Source organism: Kitasatospora sp. NPDC127035, from assembly GCF_042726075.1.
Lineage (GTDB): Bacteria > Actinomycetota > Actinomycetes > Streptomycetales > Streptomycetaceae > Kitasatospora.
Genome location: NZ_JBHXDN010000038.1, coordinates 13,696 through 30,925, shown reverse-complemented (window position 1 = coordinate 30,925; position 17,230 = coordinate 13,696). Strand labels below are relative to the sequence as shown.

Sequence of the window (17,230 nt, the reverse complement as noted above, 5' to 3'; positions counted from 1 at the left end):
GAGCGCACCGCGGACGGCCGACGCCGGCGACCGGCCTCCGCGAGGGCCGGCCCGGGCGGTGTGCGCCCCTGCGGTGTGCGGCCGACCCGCACACCGCCCGGGCCGGTCACACCGGCTGCGGTTCGAGGTCGCGGTTGATCCGCTTCCAGCCCCGGGCCGCGACGGTGTTGGGGTGCTCCTCGCCGAACTGGCGGATCAGCTCGGCGATCGCCCGGGCCCGGTGTTCGGCGGCCGGGGTGTGCCGGCCGGCCACCCGCAGGGTGACGGCCAGGTTGGCCTCGCAGGCCACCGCGTCGGGGTGGCGCGCCGAGTAGCGGCGGCAGAGGCCCTCGTACGCGGCGCGGCCGAGCTCCTCGGCGAGGTCGGTCCGGCCGTCGTCGCCGTGGGCGTTGGCCAGGTTGATCATCGCGATCAGGGTGTACGGGTGGTCCGGCCCCACCGAGCGGGTGAGGCCGTCCACGGTGGCCAGGCCGCGGGCGATCGCCCCGGGCACGTCGCCGCTGCCGCGCAGGTAGATGCCGAGGTTGTTCGCGCAGGCCAGGGAGAACGGGTGCTCGTCGCCGAACAGTCGGCGGTGGCCCTCGTAGACGGTGGCGCACAGGTCGCGGGCGGTCTCCTTGTCGCCGGACGCGCTGTGGTCGGCGGCCAGGTTGAGCGCGCAGGCCAGTGCGTCCGGGGCGTCGGCGCCGTACCGCTCCAGGTAGCGCTCGTAGGTCTCCTTGGTGATCCGGCGGGCCTCGGCCAGCTGTCCGATCCGGCGCAGGGAGACGGCCAGGGACTTGGCGTTGCGCAGGTTCTCCGGGAGGTCCGGGTCGAGGACGCCGCCGAGGTCGTTGGTGACTTCCTGGAGGAGTTCCACCGAGCCCTGGTAGTCGCCGAGTTCCCGCAGGTCGCGGGCGAGGTTGGACTTGGTGGAGAGGGTGTACGGGTGGCGCGGCCCGAGCACCGCGGTGCGCCGGTCGAGGGTCTCCTGGTCGAGTTCGCGGGCGGCTTCGCTGTCCCCGACGAGGCGGTAGTCGATGGCGAGGTTGTTCGCCATGGAGAGCGTGCGCGGGTTGTCGTCACCGAACAACTCGCGGAACTGGTCCAGGATTTCGCGGTCGAGGTCGAGGGCGGCCTGGAACCGGCCGAGGGCCCGGCGGTCGGCGCCGAGGGAGCCCGCCGTCATCAGGGTGTAGGGGTGGTGCTCGCCGAGCAGGGCCCGCTGGCGCTCCAGGGTCGATTCGTCCAGGGCCAGGGCCTCGGCGTAGTTGCCCTGCGAGCGCAGGACGTTGGCGAGCTGGAAGCGGAGCAGCAGGGTCTGGCGGTCGTTCTCGCCGAGCTTGCGGGTCCACTCGTCGTCGAGGGCGTGGCCGAGGTCGCGGGCGCGGTCGAGCTCGCCGCGCTTCCACAGGTAGCGGACGCGGTCGATGAGGAGCTGGCGGGTGTCGGCCTCGTCGCAGTTGTGGGCCTTGGAGGGCGACAGGTGGGGCCAGATCTCGTCGAACGCGGGCCAGTTGGCCGGGTCGTCGGTGTCGCCGAGGGAGGGCCGGGCGCCGGTGAGGATGCGGTGCACCTCGTGGACGGCGACCTCCTGCTCGTCGTCGGTCATCTCGGCACGGATGACGGCCTGGACGAGGCGGTGCACCTGGAAGCTGTTGGTGCCGGCGTCGACCTTGGCGAGCGCGTACCGGCCGATCGCCTGGATCACCTTGCCGAGCATGAACTTGTCGCTCAGGTCCGCGTCGTACTGGACGAGCGCACGGATCATCTGGTCGCTGTAGAAGAGGTTCATGGAGATCGGCTCGGGCGCGAAGAACGCGCAGAGCTGGAGCAGCCGGACGGCGGCCGGGGACTGCTCGCGGAGCCGGGCGATGGAGACGTTCCAGGTGGCGCCGACGGGGGTGGGGTAGTCGGCGGGGCGGGTGCCGGCGAGGGCGCGGGCCGCTTCGGCCTGGAGCTGGGCGACGTAGGTGTCGACCGGGGTGCCGGTGGTGTCGAGCCAGGCGGCGGCGACCTCGACGGCGAGCGGCAGGTCGCCGACCGCCTCGGCGACGCGGTCGGCGTCGGGGCGGGAGAGGCCGCGGGCGCGGCGGCAGAGGTGTTCGACGCTCTCGCCGCGGGTGAAGACGTCCACTTCCAGGGCCTCGGCGTGGCCGGACCAGGCCTGGTTGCGGGAGGTGACCAGGATGTGGCCGGAGCCGCCGGGGAAGAAGCGGCGGATCTCGGTGGGTTCGTCGGCGTTGTCGAAGATCAGCAGCCAGCGCGAGGTGGGCACCCCGCGGCGCAGCGCCTCGCGGGCGGCTTCGGCGGCTTCGGTGACGGAGTCGCCGACGCGCAGGCCGAGTCGGCGGGCGAGGTCGGCGAGGGCGGGGGCGACGAGTTCGGTCTGTTCGGCGTCGATCCACCAGACCAGGTCGTAGTCGGACATGAAGCGGTGTGCGTACTCCAGGGCGACCTGGGTCTTTCCGACGCCGCCGAGCCCGTAGAGGGTCTGCGGGGTGGGCAGGACGGCCGCCATGCCGCCGCGCAGCTGGTTGCGGAGCTGCTCCAGGACGGCGGAGCGCCCGGTGAAGGAGGGGTTGCGGGGCGGGACGTCCCAGACCTGGGGCTTGCTGCCGGGGAACCGGGGGCCGCCGGCCGGGGCCTCGGCGAGGGCGACGTCGCCGCGGCCGAGCGCGCGGAGCAGGGTCTGTACGGACTGCGCCTCGTCGCGCCCGACGAGGTCGACGGGGTTGCGGTTGGAGAACGGCGCGGTGAGCCGGACGTCGCCGACCCGGACCGGGACCAGCTGACGGCGGGTGCCGGACGGGTCGGAGCTGACCACCGACTCCCAGAGCGCGCGGGCCTGCGGCGAGCGCAGGTAGGCGGGCGAGAGGACGGCGACCGTCCGGTGGGCGGCGTCGATGCCGCGCTCGGTGTCCTGGCGCGGTTCGGCGCCGGCGCTGAGGTCGCGGGGCAGCACCCGGAAGCCGGCCCGGGTGAGCACCGACTCGATCCAGTCCGCCCACATCCGGTCCTCGGGGACGTACGAGAGGTAGAGGTCGGCCGGGACGGACGGGCGGCGCCGGGTGAAGGCGTCCACGTACCGGAGGCGGATCTCCTCGTCGACGGCCGGCAGCGAGCGGACCCGGCTCTCGGTGATCGCCGAGGTGAGCCGCTCACAGGCGGCCAGCATGGAGGTCTGGGCGCCGCCCTGGTCGCCGAAGGTGGCGAGGATCTCCTCGTAGGCGTAGAACGGCCGGTACGGGATCTCCACCGAGCCCCAGTAGTGGGCGAGTTCGTCGCCGTCGAGGCCGGCGGGGAGGCCGTCGAAGCGGATCCGGGCGAGCGCCCGGCCGGCGTCGGCCTTCTCCTTCTCGCCCTCGTCGATCCGCATCGGCACCGGCAGGATGCGGATGCCGCGCTCGCGGTAGCGGTCGTGGATGTGCTGGGCGATCCGCGAGGCGCCGTCGATGGACTGGTCGCTGAGGGTGAAGCAGACGACCAGGTCGTCGGGCATCTGGACGGTGCAGATCTCGGCGATGTCGGAGAGGCCGGTCCGGGAGTCGATCAGCACGTAGTCGTAGTGCTTGCTCATGTCGGCGCGCAGGGCGTCGAAGAACTGCCCGCCGTCGAAACGGTCGTAGAAGATGTCCCAGTCGAGGTGGGTGACGGCCTCGGAGTAGTCCCGGTTGAACTGGCCGGCGGAGAGGAAGTCCAGGCTGCCGCCGGGCGGGAAGAGCGGCCAGGAGAGCGAGAGCGCGTGCGGGTGCACCCGGGCGAAGTCCAGGTGCCAGCCCTCGGCGTGCTCGACGGGGCGCAGCGCCTCCTCCCGGTACTCGGCGATCAGGTCCATCATCCCGGTGGTGCCGGCGAGGGCGGCCTGGTCGAGGAAGGGGTGGAAGAACTTGGCCAGGCCCGGCGCCTCCAGGTCCCAGTCCACGGTGAGCACGCGGAAGCCGTTGGCGGCCAGGATCCAGGCGGTGTTGGCGAGCGCCATGGTGCGGCCGGTGCCGCCCTTGTACGAGTAGAACGTGATGATCCGGCCGTGCCGGTCGCGCTCCGCCTCGCGCTGGGCGGCGAGCGCCTCGGCGGTGAGCCCTCCGATGCGGAGGTTCCTGGTGCGGTCCTCGCTCATGTGGTTCCTCCCCCGGGCGTCCCGTCGTCCGGGCGGTCGCCTCTCTGGCGTGCTGGGTGGTCGTCGTCACCGAAGGGCTCGTCCGGTCCGAAGGGGTCCCCGCCGTACCGGTCCGGGCCGGCCCGTCCGCCCTGCGGCCGGAACGCGCCGCGCAGGCTCGGGCGGGGGGTCGGCGGCTCGTCCGGTTCGGTCCTCGTCCGGCCCTCGAAGGCGTACTTGGCCTTCATCGCGGCTCTGGGCAGCGCGTCGTCGAACTCCTCCAGGCTGGCCAGCCCGGGGGTACCGCCGAGCACGCCGAGGAAGCTGGGGCGCGCCGCCCGGTGGGTCAACCGCAGGACCTGGTCCGCGAGGTCGGCCATGTCGCGGTGGTGTTCGACGCAGTCGGGATCGTCCGCGTTCCAGGGTTCCAGCACGCTCACCCAGGCCGAGTCCGACCGGTCGAACCGCCGGACCAGCTCGCGGCGCTGCTCGTCGCAGAGGGCCCAGCGGTCGAGCAGCAGCAGTCCGGGGGCGGTGGGCTCGCCGCCCCCGAGCAGCGCCTCGGCCTCCTCGTCGAACTCGTGCACGGTCGGCTGGAACCCCAGCTGCCGGGCCAGGCGCACCGCGTGCTCGGCGAGCGGGCGGTTGGCGACCGGCCGGTAGGGGTGCCAGTCGGTGCGGCGGGTGCCGTAGTAGTCCGGGTTGCGGTCGGCCGGCACCTCGCTCCGGTGGTACGAGAGGACGGAGATCCGCAGGCGTTTGGTCGGCGCGGCGACGTCGAAGGCGCTTGGCTGGGCGTTGAAGTCGAGCGGTCGCCCGACCGGGATGACCGTCTCCTCCGCCACCTCGACGATCCGCGCGGCCAGCCGGTGCACGGCCAGCTCGTACGCGGAACGGAAGTAGCTGAGCTTCATCAGGGCGTACAGGCCCTCGGTGGCGTAGTCGGGGCCGAAGCTGGCGTGGTTGAACTGGAGTTCGCCGGCCACCTTGGGCAGCTTGTAGCGGCTCATCGGCGCCCAGAGGACCGGGACGATGCCGCTGGTCCGCTCGGCGTCGATGGTCGCCGGGTAGACCGGGCGGCGGGTGAAGGAGTGCCACTCCTGGCCGCACGGGATGCTGTTGAAGTAGCGCGGCGAGTAGAGCGGCACGAACACCCGGCAGGCGGCCAGCTCCTCGGAGAGCCGTTCGGCCCACAGCTCGCCCTGGTGCATGGACTCGTCCATGAAGCCGACCGGCACGCCGGCGGGCACGGCCGTGAGCTGGAGCACCGCCTCGCAGAGGTCCCGGTAGAGCTGGCGGACCCAGTGGTTGGGGTCGCCGGCGCCGCGCGCGCCCGCCTTCGGGGTGTGCGCGTAACTGAGGAAGAAGTACGGCCGGGCCGCGTCCTCGTCCCAGCCATGGTCGTTCACACGCGCCTCCCCCTGGCCCCCCGGCAACCGCCACCCCTCGCGTCCCCGATCGCGGGGCTTCAGTGTAGGAACGACCCGGGGGGCATGGGAATAGCACGAAGGGCCACCCGGATTGACATGACCGAAACGACCGGGGGCGCACGGTCGCACGCACGCGCGGGCGGCCGGAGCACTTCGGCGGCGTCCGGTGACGCCGGACAACCCCCGCCCACCCCCGGCGACCCCGACGACCCCGCCCACCCCCGACGACCCCGGCGACGCGCCACGCTGCCCGGAGGCGCGCCGCGGCGCCCGGGAGGCCGTCGGCACCGGGGAGACGCCGTGCCGGGGAAACGCGTTGCCGGGGGCGGCCGACCCGACCTACCCTCGACGGAACACGTGGACGGAGACGAGTACCCCCGGGTCACCGTGGGCCGAGAGAGCCGCCGGCAGCTGGGAAGGCGGCCTCACGCCCCGGAGGGAAGACACTCCTGAGTGCGGGGAGGAAATGCCCCGTCGGCCGGCCCCCGTCACCGGGCCAGAACGAGGCCGGCGCCCTCCGGGGTGCCGGCGAAAGTGCGGTGGCACCGCGAGTTGCCCCTTCTCGCCCGCACTCCGAAGGGATCACGGCAACGCCCCTGGAGGGCTGCGATGATCCACCCGACGACCCGCGTCCTGGCTGCGGAACTACCCGGCCGCGTAGGCGAATCCGTCGAAGTCAGCGGCTGGCTGCACCGCCGCCGCGGGCTCAAGTCCGTCACCTTCCTCGTCCTCCGGGACCGCTCCGGTCTCGCCCAGGTCGTGACCGCCGGGAACGGCGCCGACTACCCGGAGGAGACCGTCCTGCGCATTCGGGGGACGGTCACCGTCAACTCCCAGGCGCCCGCCGGGGTCGAACTCACCTCGCCGGAGATCGAGGTCCTGTCCAGCCTCGCCGAACCCCCGCCGTTCAGCCTGTTCCGGCCGACGGTGCCGGCCACGCTGCCGGTCGTCCTGGACCACGCGCCGGTGGCCCTGCGGCACCCGCGGCTCAGCGCCGTCCACCGGATCTCGGCCGCCTCGGTGGCCGGCTTCCGGTCGACGCTGGACGGCCTCGGCTTCACCGAGATCCAGACCCCGAAGGTGGTCGCCTCGGCCACCGAGTCCGGGGCGAACGTCTTCGCCCTGGACTGGTTCGGCGAGCGGGCCTACCTCGCGCAGTCCCCGCAGTTCTTCAAACAGACCATGGTCGGGGTCTTCGAACGGGTCTACGAGACCGGTCCCGTCTTCCGGGCCGAACCGCACGACACCGCCCGCCACCTGGCCCAGTACACCAGCCTGGACGCCGAGCTGGGCTTCATCGCCGACCACCGCGAGGTGATGGCCGTCGTCCGCGAGGCCGTCGCCGGGATGGTCGCCGCCGTGGCCTCGCGTGCCGCCGGGGCGGTCGGCGCACTGGCGGTGGACCTCCCGGAGGTCCCGGCGGAGATCCCTCAGATCCACTTCGCGGAGGCCATGCGCGTGCTGGGCGCCGACGAGCCGGACCTCTCCCCCGCCCACGAGCGCGAGCTCGGCGCGTGGGCGCTGCGCGAGCACGGCAGCGAGTTCCTGTTCGTGGTGGGCTACCCGATGCGCAAGCGCCCGTTCTACACCCACCCGGAGCCGGGACGGCCCGCGTACTCCAACAGCTTCGACCTGGTGTTCCGGGGCCTGGAGCTCGTCACCGGCGGGCAGCGCCTGCACCGGCACGAGGACTACCTCGCCGCCCTCGCGGCCCGCGGCGAGTCCCCGGAGCCGTACGCGGGCTACCTCAGCGCCTTCGCCCACGGGATGCCGCCGCACGGGGGGTTCGCCCTCGGCCTCGAACGGTGGACCGCCCGGCTCACCCGGTCCGACAACATCCGGTCCAGCACCCTCTTCCCGCGCGACCTGCACCGCCTGTCGCCCTGACGCCTCGCCGGCCGTCCGCTCCGGGCGCGGTCGGTGGCCTTTCCGGTGGCGCGCCCGGTGGTGCCCTCCGGTGGCGCGCCCGGTGGCTGCCCGGGAATCCCCGGCGGGTGCCACCCCGCCTACCGGCCGCGGAGTTCCCGGAGCGCTTCGACCGCGAGGTCGACGGCCTCGCGCACCGGGACCAGCCGGCAGTCCGCGCCGCCGATCCGGCGCTCCGTCAGCCCCGTCGCACGGGAGAGCACTTCGGCCCCCAGCTCCGCGAAGTGGAGGTCGTCCAGGTCGGGCGCGGTGAAGGTGACCCAGCCGTCGGGGCCGGAACAGCGGTACTCGCGCAGCCGGACGCCGGGCATCCGCAGATCGGCCAGGTGGAAGGCGGTGAAGCGGGACATCGGGACACCCATCATCAGCACCCGGGCGTCCAGCTCGTACAGCCGGCCGAGCGGGGAGTCCGGCCCGAGGTGGGAGGTGAGGTCGTGGCGGCGGACGATCTCCTCGGCCCGGGCGCCCAGCGCGGCGAAGGAGGTCTGCGGGTGGGCGCTGCGGCGGGCGCCCGGCCGGGTCCGGATCTCCTCGGAGAGCGCGCCCACGGTCGGCGAGCAGGGCGTGGTGGCCGGGTCGAAGCGCGGCATCCGGGCCCGGTGCGCGGCGGCCTCGGCCTCGGTGAGTCCGGCCACGGCGGCCAGGTGCAGGCGGGAGGTCGAGGAGTTCTCCGGGGTCGCGGTGTAGGCGACGAGGGTGCCGTGCGACGGTCCGCCGAGGGCGTCCAGCAGGGCGTCGGTGACGGTCGCGGCGCCGCCGTCGACCGGGCCGAGGGCCCGCAGCGAGGCCTGTACGAGCAGGACGCCGCCCGGCCGGACCCCGAGCGCGGCGAACCGGCGGGCGAGCCGGTCGCGGGTCGGCGGCGGCTCGTCGGCCGGCGCCGCGCGACCGGCGGTCACGACGTGCGGGGGTGGGGCGGTCACGGGGGCGGTCGTGGGGGCGGTCACGGTCGCGGGGGCGACGGCGACGCGGGTCTCGGTGGTCATGGCATGTCCCGGGGGTGACGGCCACGGACGGGGGATCCGCGGCCAGGGTAGTGGGCGGGGGCGCGGCTGGGAACGGGGCACCGGCGCCCGGCGTCCGGGCCCCGGCGTGCGCCGGGCGTCCGACGGGCCGGGCGTCGGGCGGGCTGGGCCTCGGGCGGGCCGGGCACCCGGCGGGCCGGGCACCGGGCACCGCCGGGTACCGACCGGGCGGTCAGCCCGCCACCGTCGGCGAGCGGTCCCGGCGGGCCCGGTCGGCGGCCTCCTCGGCTGCCCGCGGCAGCGGGACGGCCGACCAGGGGCCGACGGTCGCTCCCATGCCCTCGGCGAAGCGCAGGCCGAGGGCGGTCAGCGAGCCGGAGCCGGCCAGCCGCTCCACCGCCTCGGCGGTGTACCGGCGCCACAGCGCGAACTGGGCCCGGGCGTGGTCGGCGGCCGAACCGGGCAGACCGTCGTGGGCCCGGACCCTCGTCCCCCAGTACGCCGTCACCGCCAGATGGGCGTAGGTGCCCTGGAACAGCCCCTCCAACGGGCGCGGGTCGGGCCGCCAGGGAGCGTCGTACAGCCCCGTGTCGGCCGGGTCGTAGAGGTCCGCCCGGTCGAGCACCGCACCCAGCTTGACGTGCTGGAACTCGTGCGCCAGCAGGAGCGCGAGGGTGGGCGCGGTCGCCGGGCGGGCGATCCCGACCGCGCCGAAGGCCTGCCGGGCGGCGGCACTGACGTCCCTGCCGGGCGGGCCCGGACGCAACGGGGTGACGGTGGTCAGGCCGGCCCGCAGGCCGACGGCGTACTCGGGGAGGTCACGGTCCAGCAGTTCGACGGCCTCCCGCAACGCCCAGCTCCAGGCCGTGAGTTCGGGATCGTCCAACCGGTCGGAGACCGGCCACTGGTGGCTGTCCCGCTGCGGGTCGACGTCCTCCAGGGCGAGCGTCCAACCACCGGCCAGCGCGACCCGGCGGACCGGCCGCCAGCGCGGGTCCCCCTCACCGGGGCGGGCGGACGAACCGTCGTCGGCGCGGACGGCGAACCCCCGCGCCCCGCCGGTGACCACCGCTTCGCGGGCCCCGGCACCGAGGTCCAGCCGGCCGAGCGTGGGCAGGTGCAGCGCGCCGTCCCGGAGCGGGACGGCGACGGTGTCCCCGCGCCCGGCCCGGACCGCGGCGGCGGCGGCCAGCCCGGCCAGCGGCCCGAGCCCGGCGGCCGGGTCGCCGCCCAGCCGCCGGGCGGCCCACGCGCGGGCGTAGGGGTGGGCGAGCACCGCGTCCACCGCGGCGGGCGCGGCCGAGTCGAGCTCGGCGAGCAGTTCCCAGGCGGCCGAGCGGGCCAGCCCGGAGGTGCTCCGCACGGCGGCCAGCATCGCGCGTGTGATGGCGAGTTGGGAACGGTTCAGGGCGCGGACGGCGTCCGCTCCGCCGTGGCCGCGGGCCAGCTCGTCGAGCTGCGCCCCGGTGAGCCCGGCCGGCACCTCCGGCGCGCCGGCCTGCACCGGCAGGGCCGCGGGGACGGTGGCGCCGGGACCGCCAGGACGGTCGGGACCACCCGGACGGCCGGGGCCGTCGGACCGGTCGGCGATGCCGTTGATCAGGTTCATGAGGTCCCCGCAGTAGACGGACGGGTGGTCGAAGCTGCCGCCGCCGTACCGGTGGGCGTACAGACCACCCCCGCAGGAACGGACCACCGGACAGGCCCGGCAGGTCGCGCCGAGTCCGGCCAGGCCGGTCTGCCGGGCGGCCATCCCGGGGTGGAGGGCGACCTCGTCGAGGCTGTGGGTGAAGACGTCCAACCCGGTGGCGGGGGCTCCGTCGTACGCGGTCTTCAGGCTGTCGGCCTGCTCGAAGGTGCCGTCGGTCTCCAGGACCACCAGGGCGGAGGGTTCCAGACCGAGCGACTCGGTGAGGCTGGAGAGTCCGTGCCGGGTGCGGTGGACGGAGTCGAAGGTCCGGACGGCGAACGGGCGGCCGTCCGCCTCCCAGTGGTCGTAGACGGTGAGCAGCCAGTCCGCGTACGGGGCCGGACCACGTCCGGCGGGGCGCTTCGGCGGCTGCTCCCAGGTGGCGTGCGGGAGCAGGAAGTCGACGGCCGGGGGTTCGAGTTCGGCGAGCGCCCGGTAGACCGCGACCGGGTCGTTCTCGACGTCGACGGTGCAGAGCAGGCCGGCGTAGAGGTGCCGGTACTCGGGTCGGCGGAGGAGCGCCACCGCGCGGAGCACCTGCGGGTGGCTGGAGCGGCCGTCGGCGTAGCGCCGGTGGCGGTCGTTGGCGGCACGGTCGCCGTCCAGCGAGATCCCGACCCTGACGTCCAGTTCGGCGAAGAGGTCGCAGAAGGCGGGGCTCAGGAGCACACCGTTGGTGTGGATCCGCAGGTCGAGGGAACAGCCGGGCGGCAGGGCCGCCCGGAACTCCTCGGCGGCGCGCCGCAGCCGTTCCGGGCCGGCCAGCAGGGGTTCCCCCCCGTGCAGGACGACCCGGACGGACGGCAGCCGATGCGTGGCCGCGTGCTCGCCGACACGTTCGGCGGCCCTGGCCAGGACGGCGTCGGCGACGGTCTTCGGCCTGGACCGCCAGCTGGTGTCCGCGTGCTCGTAGACGTAGCAGTGGTCGCAGGCGAGATCGCACCGACTGTGGACCTTCACCACGAACTGCGTGAAAGGCAGCGGATTGCGCGTCATGGCCATTCGGGTTCAGCTCGGTTTCAGCCGGAGACGACGATGGATCGGCTGGTCAGATGGACGAGTTGAAGGCAGCGACCGGCACGAGGCCTGAATCGGCGCCGGGCAGTGCGCGTCGGATCAGCCGGTCGAGGTCCGCCGTCCCGAGCTCGGCGAGATCTGCGAGACTGGCCCGATCGGACGTGTCCTGACGATGCGTCAGTTCAACAGTGGGGCGGGCGTCCAGTGCGGATGTCATGTTCGATTCTCTTCCACGAAGGGGATTAGAGATTGCCGATGCCGGGTAGTAGTCCCGGCCTCCTCGCCCCAAATGTAGTGCCACCGCAGCGGCGGCGCCGTCCCATCGGACCCGCCGTTCGCACCGCTACCCCCGGCAGGCCGCGAGATCGCGCCGAAGTTCACCCGCTCGGCGGTCGCATCGCGACACCTGCCCGGCGCACGGCCACCCGGCGGAGCGGCGCCGGGCTCACACTGGCGGCGGTTCGACCTCCCCGTCCAGCCGGTCCCCCGCAGCGAGCGCCCGGGTCACCGGATGATCCTGGCCCAACGCCTGCCGGGCCAGTCCGAGAGCTCGTTCTGCCGTCACAGCCGCCCGCTCCCCCGCCCCGGCAGCCGCCAGGGCGAGCGCCAGGCAGCCGGCCGCCGCCAGGGCGTCCGGATGGTCCGGGCCCAACCGCCCGGACAGCAACCCGTGGGCCTCCTCCGCCAGGGCCAGGGCGGCGGCCCGGTCTCCCGCCAGGGCGGAGTCGTGGGCATGGTTGACCAGGGCGAGGCCGACGTACGGGTGCCGGTCGCCCAGCGCCGCGCGCAGGGTGGCCAGCGCCGCGCCGGAGAGTCGCCGGGCCTCCTCGGTGCGTCCGGCCCGGCGAAGCAGCACGGCAAGGTTCCCGCCCGTGGTGGCCGTGGTGGGGTGCGCCGGGCCGAGCCGGTCGAGGTGGTGGAGGTGGGCCTCCTCGGCGAGCGGTACGGCCCGGCCGAACTCGCCGAGAGCGCCGAGGGTGGCGGCCAGGTTCCCGGCGGCCGCGGCCGTGTCCGGGTGACCGGCGCCGTTGCGGCGGAGGAGCCGGCGGTGCACGTCCTCGTCGTTGTCCAGCGCCTCCCGGTACCGACCCAGGCGGCGCAGGGTGGCCCCGAGGTAGCGGCGGGCGCGCAGGGTGTCGTCGTGCTCCTCGCCGAAGGCCTCCCGACACTCCGCGACGGCGGTCTCCAGAAGCTCCAGCGCGGCGGGGAACCGGCCGGCCTCGCGGAGCATCCGGCCGTGTGTGGCAGCCGCGTTGAGCGTGTAGCGACTGCGCGGGCCGAGCACCTCGTACTCCCGCTGATGGGACTGCGCGAGCCGGTCGAGCGCCTCGGCGACGTCACCGTCGAGCAGAGTGGAGACGGCCAGGTTGTTGGCAGCCATCATGGTCCGCGGGTGGTCCGGTCCGAGCACCCGCAGTCCGGTGGCCAGGGTCTCCCGGTCGAGCTCGCGGGCCTCCCGGTAGCGGCCGAGGTGACGCAGGTCGCCACCGAGGCTGCCGGCCGCGGCGACGGTGTACGGGTGGTTCGGACCGAGTGCGGCCCGCAACCGGACCAGCACGTCCCGGTCGGTCTCGTACGCGTCCCGGACGACGCCGAGGCTCCGCTGGATGTTGCCGAGCTGGACCCGCAGCCGGAGGGTCGTCAGGTCGTCCTCGACGCCCGGTCCGGCCGCGTCCCGCCAGCGGGCGAGCGCGTGTTCGGCGAGGTCCCGGCCGACGGTGTGCAGGCTGCGGTGCCAGAGGTATCGGACGGTGTGCACGATCCACTGCCGGACCGCCGGGTCAGTGGAGTCGGACGCGCCGGACGGCCGCAGGTGCGGCAGGAGTTCGGCGTACCGGGACCAGGTCGCGGGGTCGTCCGGATCGGCCGGGTCGGCCAGGGCCAGCGCGCTCCGGGCCGCGGACCGAACCCGCTCCCGGTCGACCTCGACCACCTGGTCGCGGAGCAGCGCCTGGACGATCCGGTGCACGCCGAGTGTGCCGGCAGCCCGGTCGTAGCGGGCCAGGTTGAACTGGTCTACGGTGCGCAGGATCTCGCCGACGGCGATCCGGTCGTCCGAACCACCCTGAGGCAGGCCGATCACCTCGGCCACCGGGGCGCTGTAGAGCAGCCCGATGGGGATGGCGTCCGGGCCGAGGAAGCCGCAGACCTCCAGCAGCCGGGCGGCCGGGGCGTTGATCCGGCGCAGGTCCCGGCCGGCGATCCGCCAGGTGGCAGCGGTGACGTTCGGGCGGAAACGGTCCTCCGTACCTTGCCCGCCCGGCTCACCCGATCCGGGCTGCTCCCCGGTGCCGGCCGGCACCGGCCGGTCGAGGATCTCGGTCAGCGCCTCGTCCAACAGGTCGGCGTACGTGGACGCCGGCATCGGCGTCTCCTGGAGCCAGGCGGCGGCCTGTCCGACGGCCAGCGGCAGGTCGCCGAGCAGCTCGGCGATCCGCTCCGCCTCGGCGCGGGTGGCCCCGGTGTTGACGTGCCGAACCAGCCGGACGCTCTCAGCGCGGTCGAAGACATCCACCTCGGTCCGGCCCCGGTGCCGGGCCCAGCGCCGGTCCCGCGAGGTGACCAGAACGTGCCCGTCGGCGCCGGCGGCCGTCAGCCAAGGGGCCAGCTGCTCCGGGTCCCCGGCATTGTCGAAGATCAGCAGCCATCGCCGGTGCGGCCGGCCCCGGCCGAGTGCGTCGAGCACCGCGTGGGCAGACCGGACGACGTCGCCGTCGTTCTCCAGGCCGAGGCCCGGGGCGAGTTCGGCGAGCCGCTGCGGAATGCCGGCCGGGTCCTCGGCCGGGACCCACCAGACGACGTCGTAGCCGGGGGCGAAACGGTACGCGTACTCGACCGCGGTCTGCGACTTGCCGACCCCGCCCATCCCGTACAGGACCTGGACCGGCTCGACGGCCGGGCCGGTCGTGAGACCGTCGCGCAGTGCCTCCAACAGGCCGCCCCGCCCTGTGAAGGCCGCCAGCTGCGGCGGGAGCTCGCACAGCACCGGCCGGTCGACCGGGAAGCGAGCGGGTACGACCGTGGCCTCCTCACCGGTGTCCAGCCATCGGCCGGCGCCGGGCGGCGGGCCGATCAGTTCGAACAGCTGGTTCTCGGCGGCCGCCGCCGGTCCCCGGGCCAGCTCGACGACCCGGTGGCCGGCGAACGGCGCGGGCAGCGGCGCGGAGGTCTGTGCGGGGGACTGTGCAGGCAGCGGCCCCTGCGGTCCGGTGAGGCGGACGGCCAGCAGCGCGCCCGAACCGGATTCCTCCCCGGCCCCGGTGAGCCGGCGCCAGAGCTCGCGGCCGCGTGGCAGGGCGGCGTACTCGGGCGAGAGCAGCACGAGCACCCTCCCGTCGCCGTCCAGCGGCCCCGCCGCCTCGGGCAGCGGAGCCCGGTCCGGCGGACCGGGCTCGAGCGGCGCGCCGGCGCTGTGCAGGGTGGCCAGGTAGCCGAAGCCGGCCAGGACGGCGGCGGCCCACTCGGCCCAGATCCGGTCGCCGGGCGCGTAGCTGACGCAGACCTGTCGGGAGCGGGTGCGGCCGGTGCGCAGATAGGCGGCGTAGAGGCGGCGGCGAGCGCGGTCGGGGACGGGGCGCAGCGCACGGACCCGGCCGTCGGTGAGCCATCCGGCCAACCGCTCGAAGGCACCGAGCAGACTGCGGTCCTGCTGCGGCCGGTCGACGACGGTGGCCGGCACCTCCTCGTACGCGTAGAACGGTTTGTACGGCACTTCGACGTCCCGCCAGTACTCGGCCCGGCGTTCGGGGCCGAGCCATCGGTCCAGGTAGGGGGCGAAGGCGTCGTGCGCGAGGTCGCGGCCGGCCGCGAGCCCGGCCCGCTCGGCGTCCTCGACCCGCATCGGGACGGGCAGCACCCGGATGTCGCGCTCGTCGGCGTCGACGATGGCCCGGGCCGCGTCGACGCCGCCGCGGATGCTCTGGGCGCCGAGGGTGAAACAGTCCACGACGGTGTCGGGCATCAGGACGGTGCAGATGCCCGAGGTGTCGCTCACTCCGGTCCGACTGTCGATCAGCACATAGTCGTAGGAGCCGGTCCACTGTTCCCTGAGGATGGCCAGGAACTCGGCGCCCCGGATGTCCCGGCGGGTGTAGAAGGTGCGCCAGTTGAAGCTGGTCACGGCGGCCGAGTAGGCCGCGTTCTGTCTCCCGGCCGGCATCAGGTCGAGCCGGCCGCCGGCCGGGAGGTCGAGCGCCAGGCCGCAGAGGTAACCGTCCAGCCGGCCGGGGGCGGCCAGCCACTCGCCGGGGCCGGCACCCGGCACACCGTCGGCGCCGGGAAGCGCCTGGTCCACATAGGCGCGGAGCAGGTCGATCAGGCCGTCGGTGGCGTGCAGTTCGGGATCGACCAGCAACGGGTGGTAGTAGCGGTGCAGGCCCGGCGCCTCCAGATCCCAGTCCACCACCAGGACCCGCAGACCCTGGCTGGCCAGGATCCAGCCCAGGTTGGCGAGCGCCATGGTGCGGCCGGTGCCGCCCTTGTACGAGTAGAAGGTGACCACCGTGCCGGTTCCGGTACCGGGTGTGGTCGGGGCCGCGGACTCGGCGTCCGTGAGGGCGACCTGTTCAGTGGTCATCGTTCGCTGTCTCCTTGGCGGGGCTCCCGGAGCGCCGGGGGGCCGGTCGCGGGGGCACGGGCGCAGAGGCCGGGCCGCCGCTGCCCGCAGGGCTCGCGGGCACGGGCACGGGCGGCCAGGCCGGGATGGTGAGCCCGGGAAGGGCCGCAGCCGCCGGCCCGAGCCCGAACTGCGTGCGCACCGCGGCCGGGTCGTGGTCGATCTGGTCCAACAGGCGGTTCTGCGCCGTGGTAAGGGCCTCGACCAGCACTCTTTCGAAGGTCTCGCGCGCCACCCTGACCCGGAAGAGGGGATCGGGCCCGGACCGGTGCAACCAGTTGCGCGGGAAGACCTCGCGCACGCCCTCCCAGAGCTGGGCGCGCGCCGGTCCGTCCGGCGGGTCGTCGGCGCCGTCGGGCAGCAGGACACCGGTCACCGGGTGGTTCTGCCCGTCGAACTCGCGCAGCACCTGCCGGTACGGCTCCCGGCCGACGGCCCAGGGATCCAGCAGCAGCAGGCTCACCTCGTTGTTCTCCCGCGCCCGGTCCAGGGTGGCGGCGAGGTCGGGGCCGACCGTGTCCAGGCTGGTGCTGTGCCCGGCCCGGGTGATCACCCGCTGAGCCTGGACGACCAGGGAGGGGAGCCGGGGCGGGTGGTAGGGCGCCCAGTCCCGGGGGTGGGCGCCGTACCACCCGCCCCGACACAGAGGGTCGTGCGCCGACTCGGCCCCGGGCGCCGGATCGGCCCCCGCCGCGATGCCCGGGGCGGCCCGCTCGGCCGCCCGGCCCTCGGCCCGGCCGGCTGCGACGAAGATCCTGACCAGGCCGCTGCGGACCGGTCCGGCCGGGGCGTCCGGCGCCGGGAAGCACCCCTCCACCTGGGCCAGGTCGAGGTCCCGCAGCTCGACCACCGGACGGGCGACCCCCTCCCGGACCCGCTCCGCGACGGTCCGGACCACTTGGCGGTACTCGGTTCCGTGCGGATCGGAGCGGAGCAAGTGCCGCAGCCCTCCGACGGCGTACGCCGCCCCGAAGTCGTACTGGAGGTACTGGATCCGCCGCACCTCGGGCGGCAGGTCCTCCGGCGGCGGCTCCCACAGGACCGGGATCAGCGCCGCGACCGTCTCGCCGGTCAGCTCGCGGTGCCGACGCATCCGCCGGTCGAACGCGGTCCACTCCTTCCCGCAGTAGACGCTGGCGAAGTAGGCGGGCGAGTACAGCGCCACCATGGTGCGACTGGCGCCGATCACTCGGGAGAGCTGCTGTTCCCAGTCGTCGCCGACGCGAAGCCGTTCGGTGTCCCGGTAGGCGAGTTCGGCCGGTCCGGCCTCCGGCGCGATACGGGCCAGCTCGTCGCGAAGGTCGGCGAAGAACTGGTCGACGAAGGCGCCTCCCACCAGATGGTCCCGGCGCGCATAGCTGAAGAAGAAGTACGGCCGCACTCAGCACCCCCGGCCCGGTCCGCGAACCCGTTCACCGTAGTGGAGTTGACGTGCCGTCACCAGTGTGATCCGGGCCGGACCGGATCACATCCTGCCGGTTTCCGCACGGCGCCGCCGGAGTTGGCCGA

The 17,230-nt window shown here is 74.6% G+C and carries 8 protein-coding genes; 1 reads left to right on the top strand and 7 read right to left on the bottom strand.

Translation table 11 applies throughout. From position 1 onward, the window contains the following. Nucleotides 1–106: 106 nt before the first annotated feature. On the bottom strand, nt 107–4,099 hold the full coding sequence (gene fxsT / locus ACFWIC_RS24655) for an FxSxx-COOH system tetratricopeptide repeat protein (protein ID WP_380357513.1): 3,993 nt from the start codon (nt 4,097–4,099) through the stop codon (nt 107–109). Continuing rightward, nucleotides 4,096–5,487, bottom strand: a complete 1,392-nt coding sequence (locus tag ACFWIC_RS24650) for a TIR-like protein FxsC (RefSeq protein ID WP_329952951.1) — start codon at nt 5,485–5,487, stop codon at nt 4,096–4,098. Before ACFWIC_RS24650 ends, fxsT (ACFWIC_RS24655) begins: the two co-directional genes overlap by 4 nt. Before the next feature lie 630 nt (nt 5,488–6,117). Here ACFWIC_RS24650 and aspS point away from each other — a divergent pair. Further along, complete coding sequence (aspS, locus tag ACFWIC_RS24645) at nt 6,118–7,395, top strand: aspartate--tRNA(Asn) ligase (protein WP_329952950.1); 1,278 nt, start codon at nt 6,118–6,120, stop codon at nt 7,393–7,395. Nucleotides 7,396–7,514: 119 nt separating this feature from the next. Here aspS and ACFWIC_RS24640 read toward each other — a convergent pair whose 3' ends face one another. From ACFWIC_RS24640 to ACFWIC_RS24620, 5 genes are all read right to left on the bottom strand, one after another. Further along, nucleotides 7,515–8,420: an aminoglycoside N(3)-acetyltransferase gene (locus tag ACFWIC_RS24640; RefSeq protein ID WP_380520029.1), complete on the bottom strand. Its 906-nt coding sequence runs from the start codon at nt 8,418–8,420 to the stop codon at nt 7,515–7,517. Nucleotides 8,421–8,631: 211 nt separating this feature from the next. Beyond that, nucleotides 8,632–11,085 carry an FxsB family cyclophane-forming radical SAM/SPASM peptide maturase gene (locus tag ACFWIC_RS24635; protein ID WP_380520028.1) on the bottom strand — a complete coding sequence of 818 codons (2,454 nt, stop codon included), beginning with the start codon at nt 11,083–11,085 and terminating at the stop codon, nt 8,632–8,634. Nucleotides 11,086–11,137: 52 nt separating this feature from the next. Then, nucleotides 11,138–11,323: a hypothetical protein gene (locus ACFWIC_RS24630; RefSeq protein ID WP_329883259.1), complete on the bottom strand. Its 186-nt coding sequence runs from the start codon at nt 11,321–11,323 to the stop codon at nt 11,138–11,140. Between the two features lie 228 nt (nt 11,324–11,551). Beyond that, entirely contained in the window at nt 11,552–15,682 is a 4,131-nt protein-coding gene (fxsT, locus tag ACFWIC_RS24625; RefSeq protein ID WP_380357506.1) for an FxSxx-COOH system tetratricopeptide repeat protein, read from the bottom strand. Next, complete coding sequence (locus ACFWIC_RS24620; protein WP_380520027.1) at nt 15,672–17,102, bottom strand: TIR-like protein FxsC; 1,431 nt, start codon at nt 17,100–17,102, stop codon at nt 15,672–15,674. Before ACFWIC_RS24620 ends, fxsT (ACFWIC_RS24625) begins: the two co-directional genes overlap by 11 nt. Nucleotides 17,103–17,230: the final 128 nt, after the last annotated feature.

Bases quoted from the DNA above. Each gene is read 5' to 3' on its own strand.
- fxsT (WP_380357513.1), bottom strand. From the start codon at position 4,099: ATGAGCGAGGACCGCACCAGGAACCTCCGCATCGGAGGGCTCACCGCC.
- aspS (WP_329952950.1), top strand. From the start codon at position 6,118: ATGATCCACCCGACGACCCGCGTCCTGGCTGCGGAACTACCCGGCCGC.
- ACFWIC_RS24640 (WP_380520029.1), bottom strand. From the start codon at position 8,420: ATGACCACCGAGACCCGCGTCGCCGTCGCCCCCGCGACCGTGACCGCC.
- ACFWIC_RS24635 (WP_380520028.1), bottom strand. From the start codon at position 11,085: ATGACGCGCAATCCGCTGCCTTTCACGCAGTTCGTGGTGAAGGTCCAC.
- ACFWIC_RS24630 (WP_329883259.1), bottom strand. From the start codon at position 11,323: ATGACATCCGCACTGGACGCCCGCCCCACTGTTGAACTGACGCATCGT.
- fxsT (WP_380357506.1), bottom strand. From the start codon at position 15,682: ATGACCACTGAACAGGTCGCCCTCACGGACGCCGAGTCCGCGGCCCCG.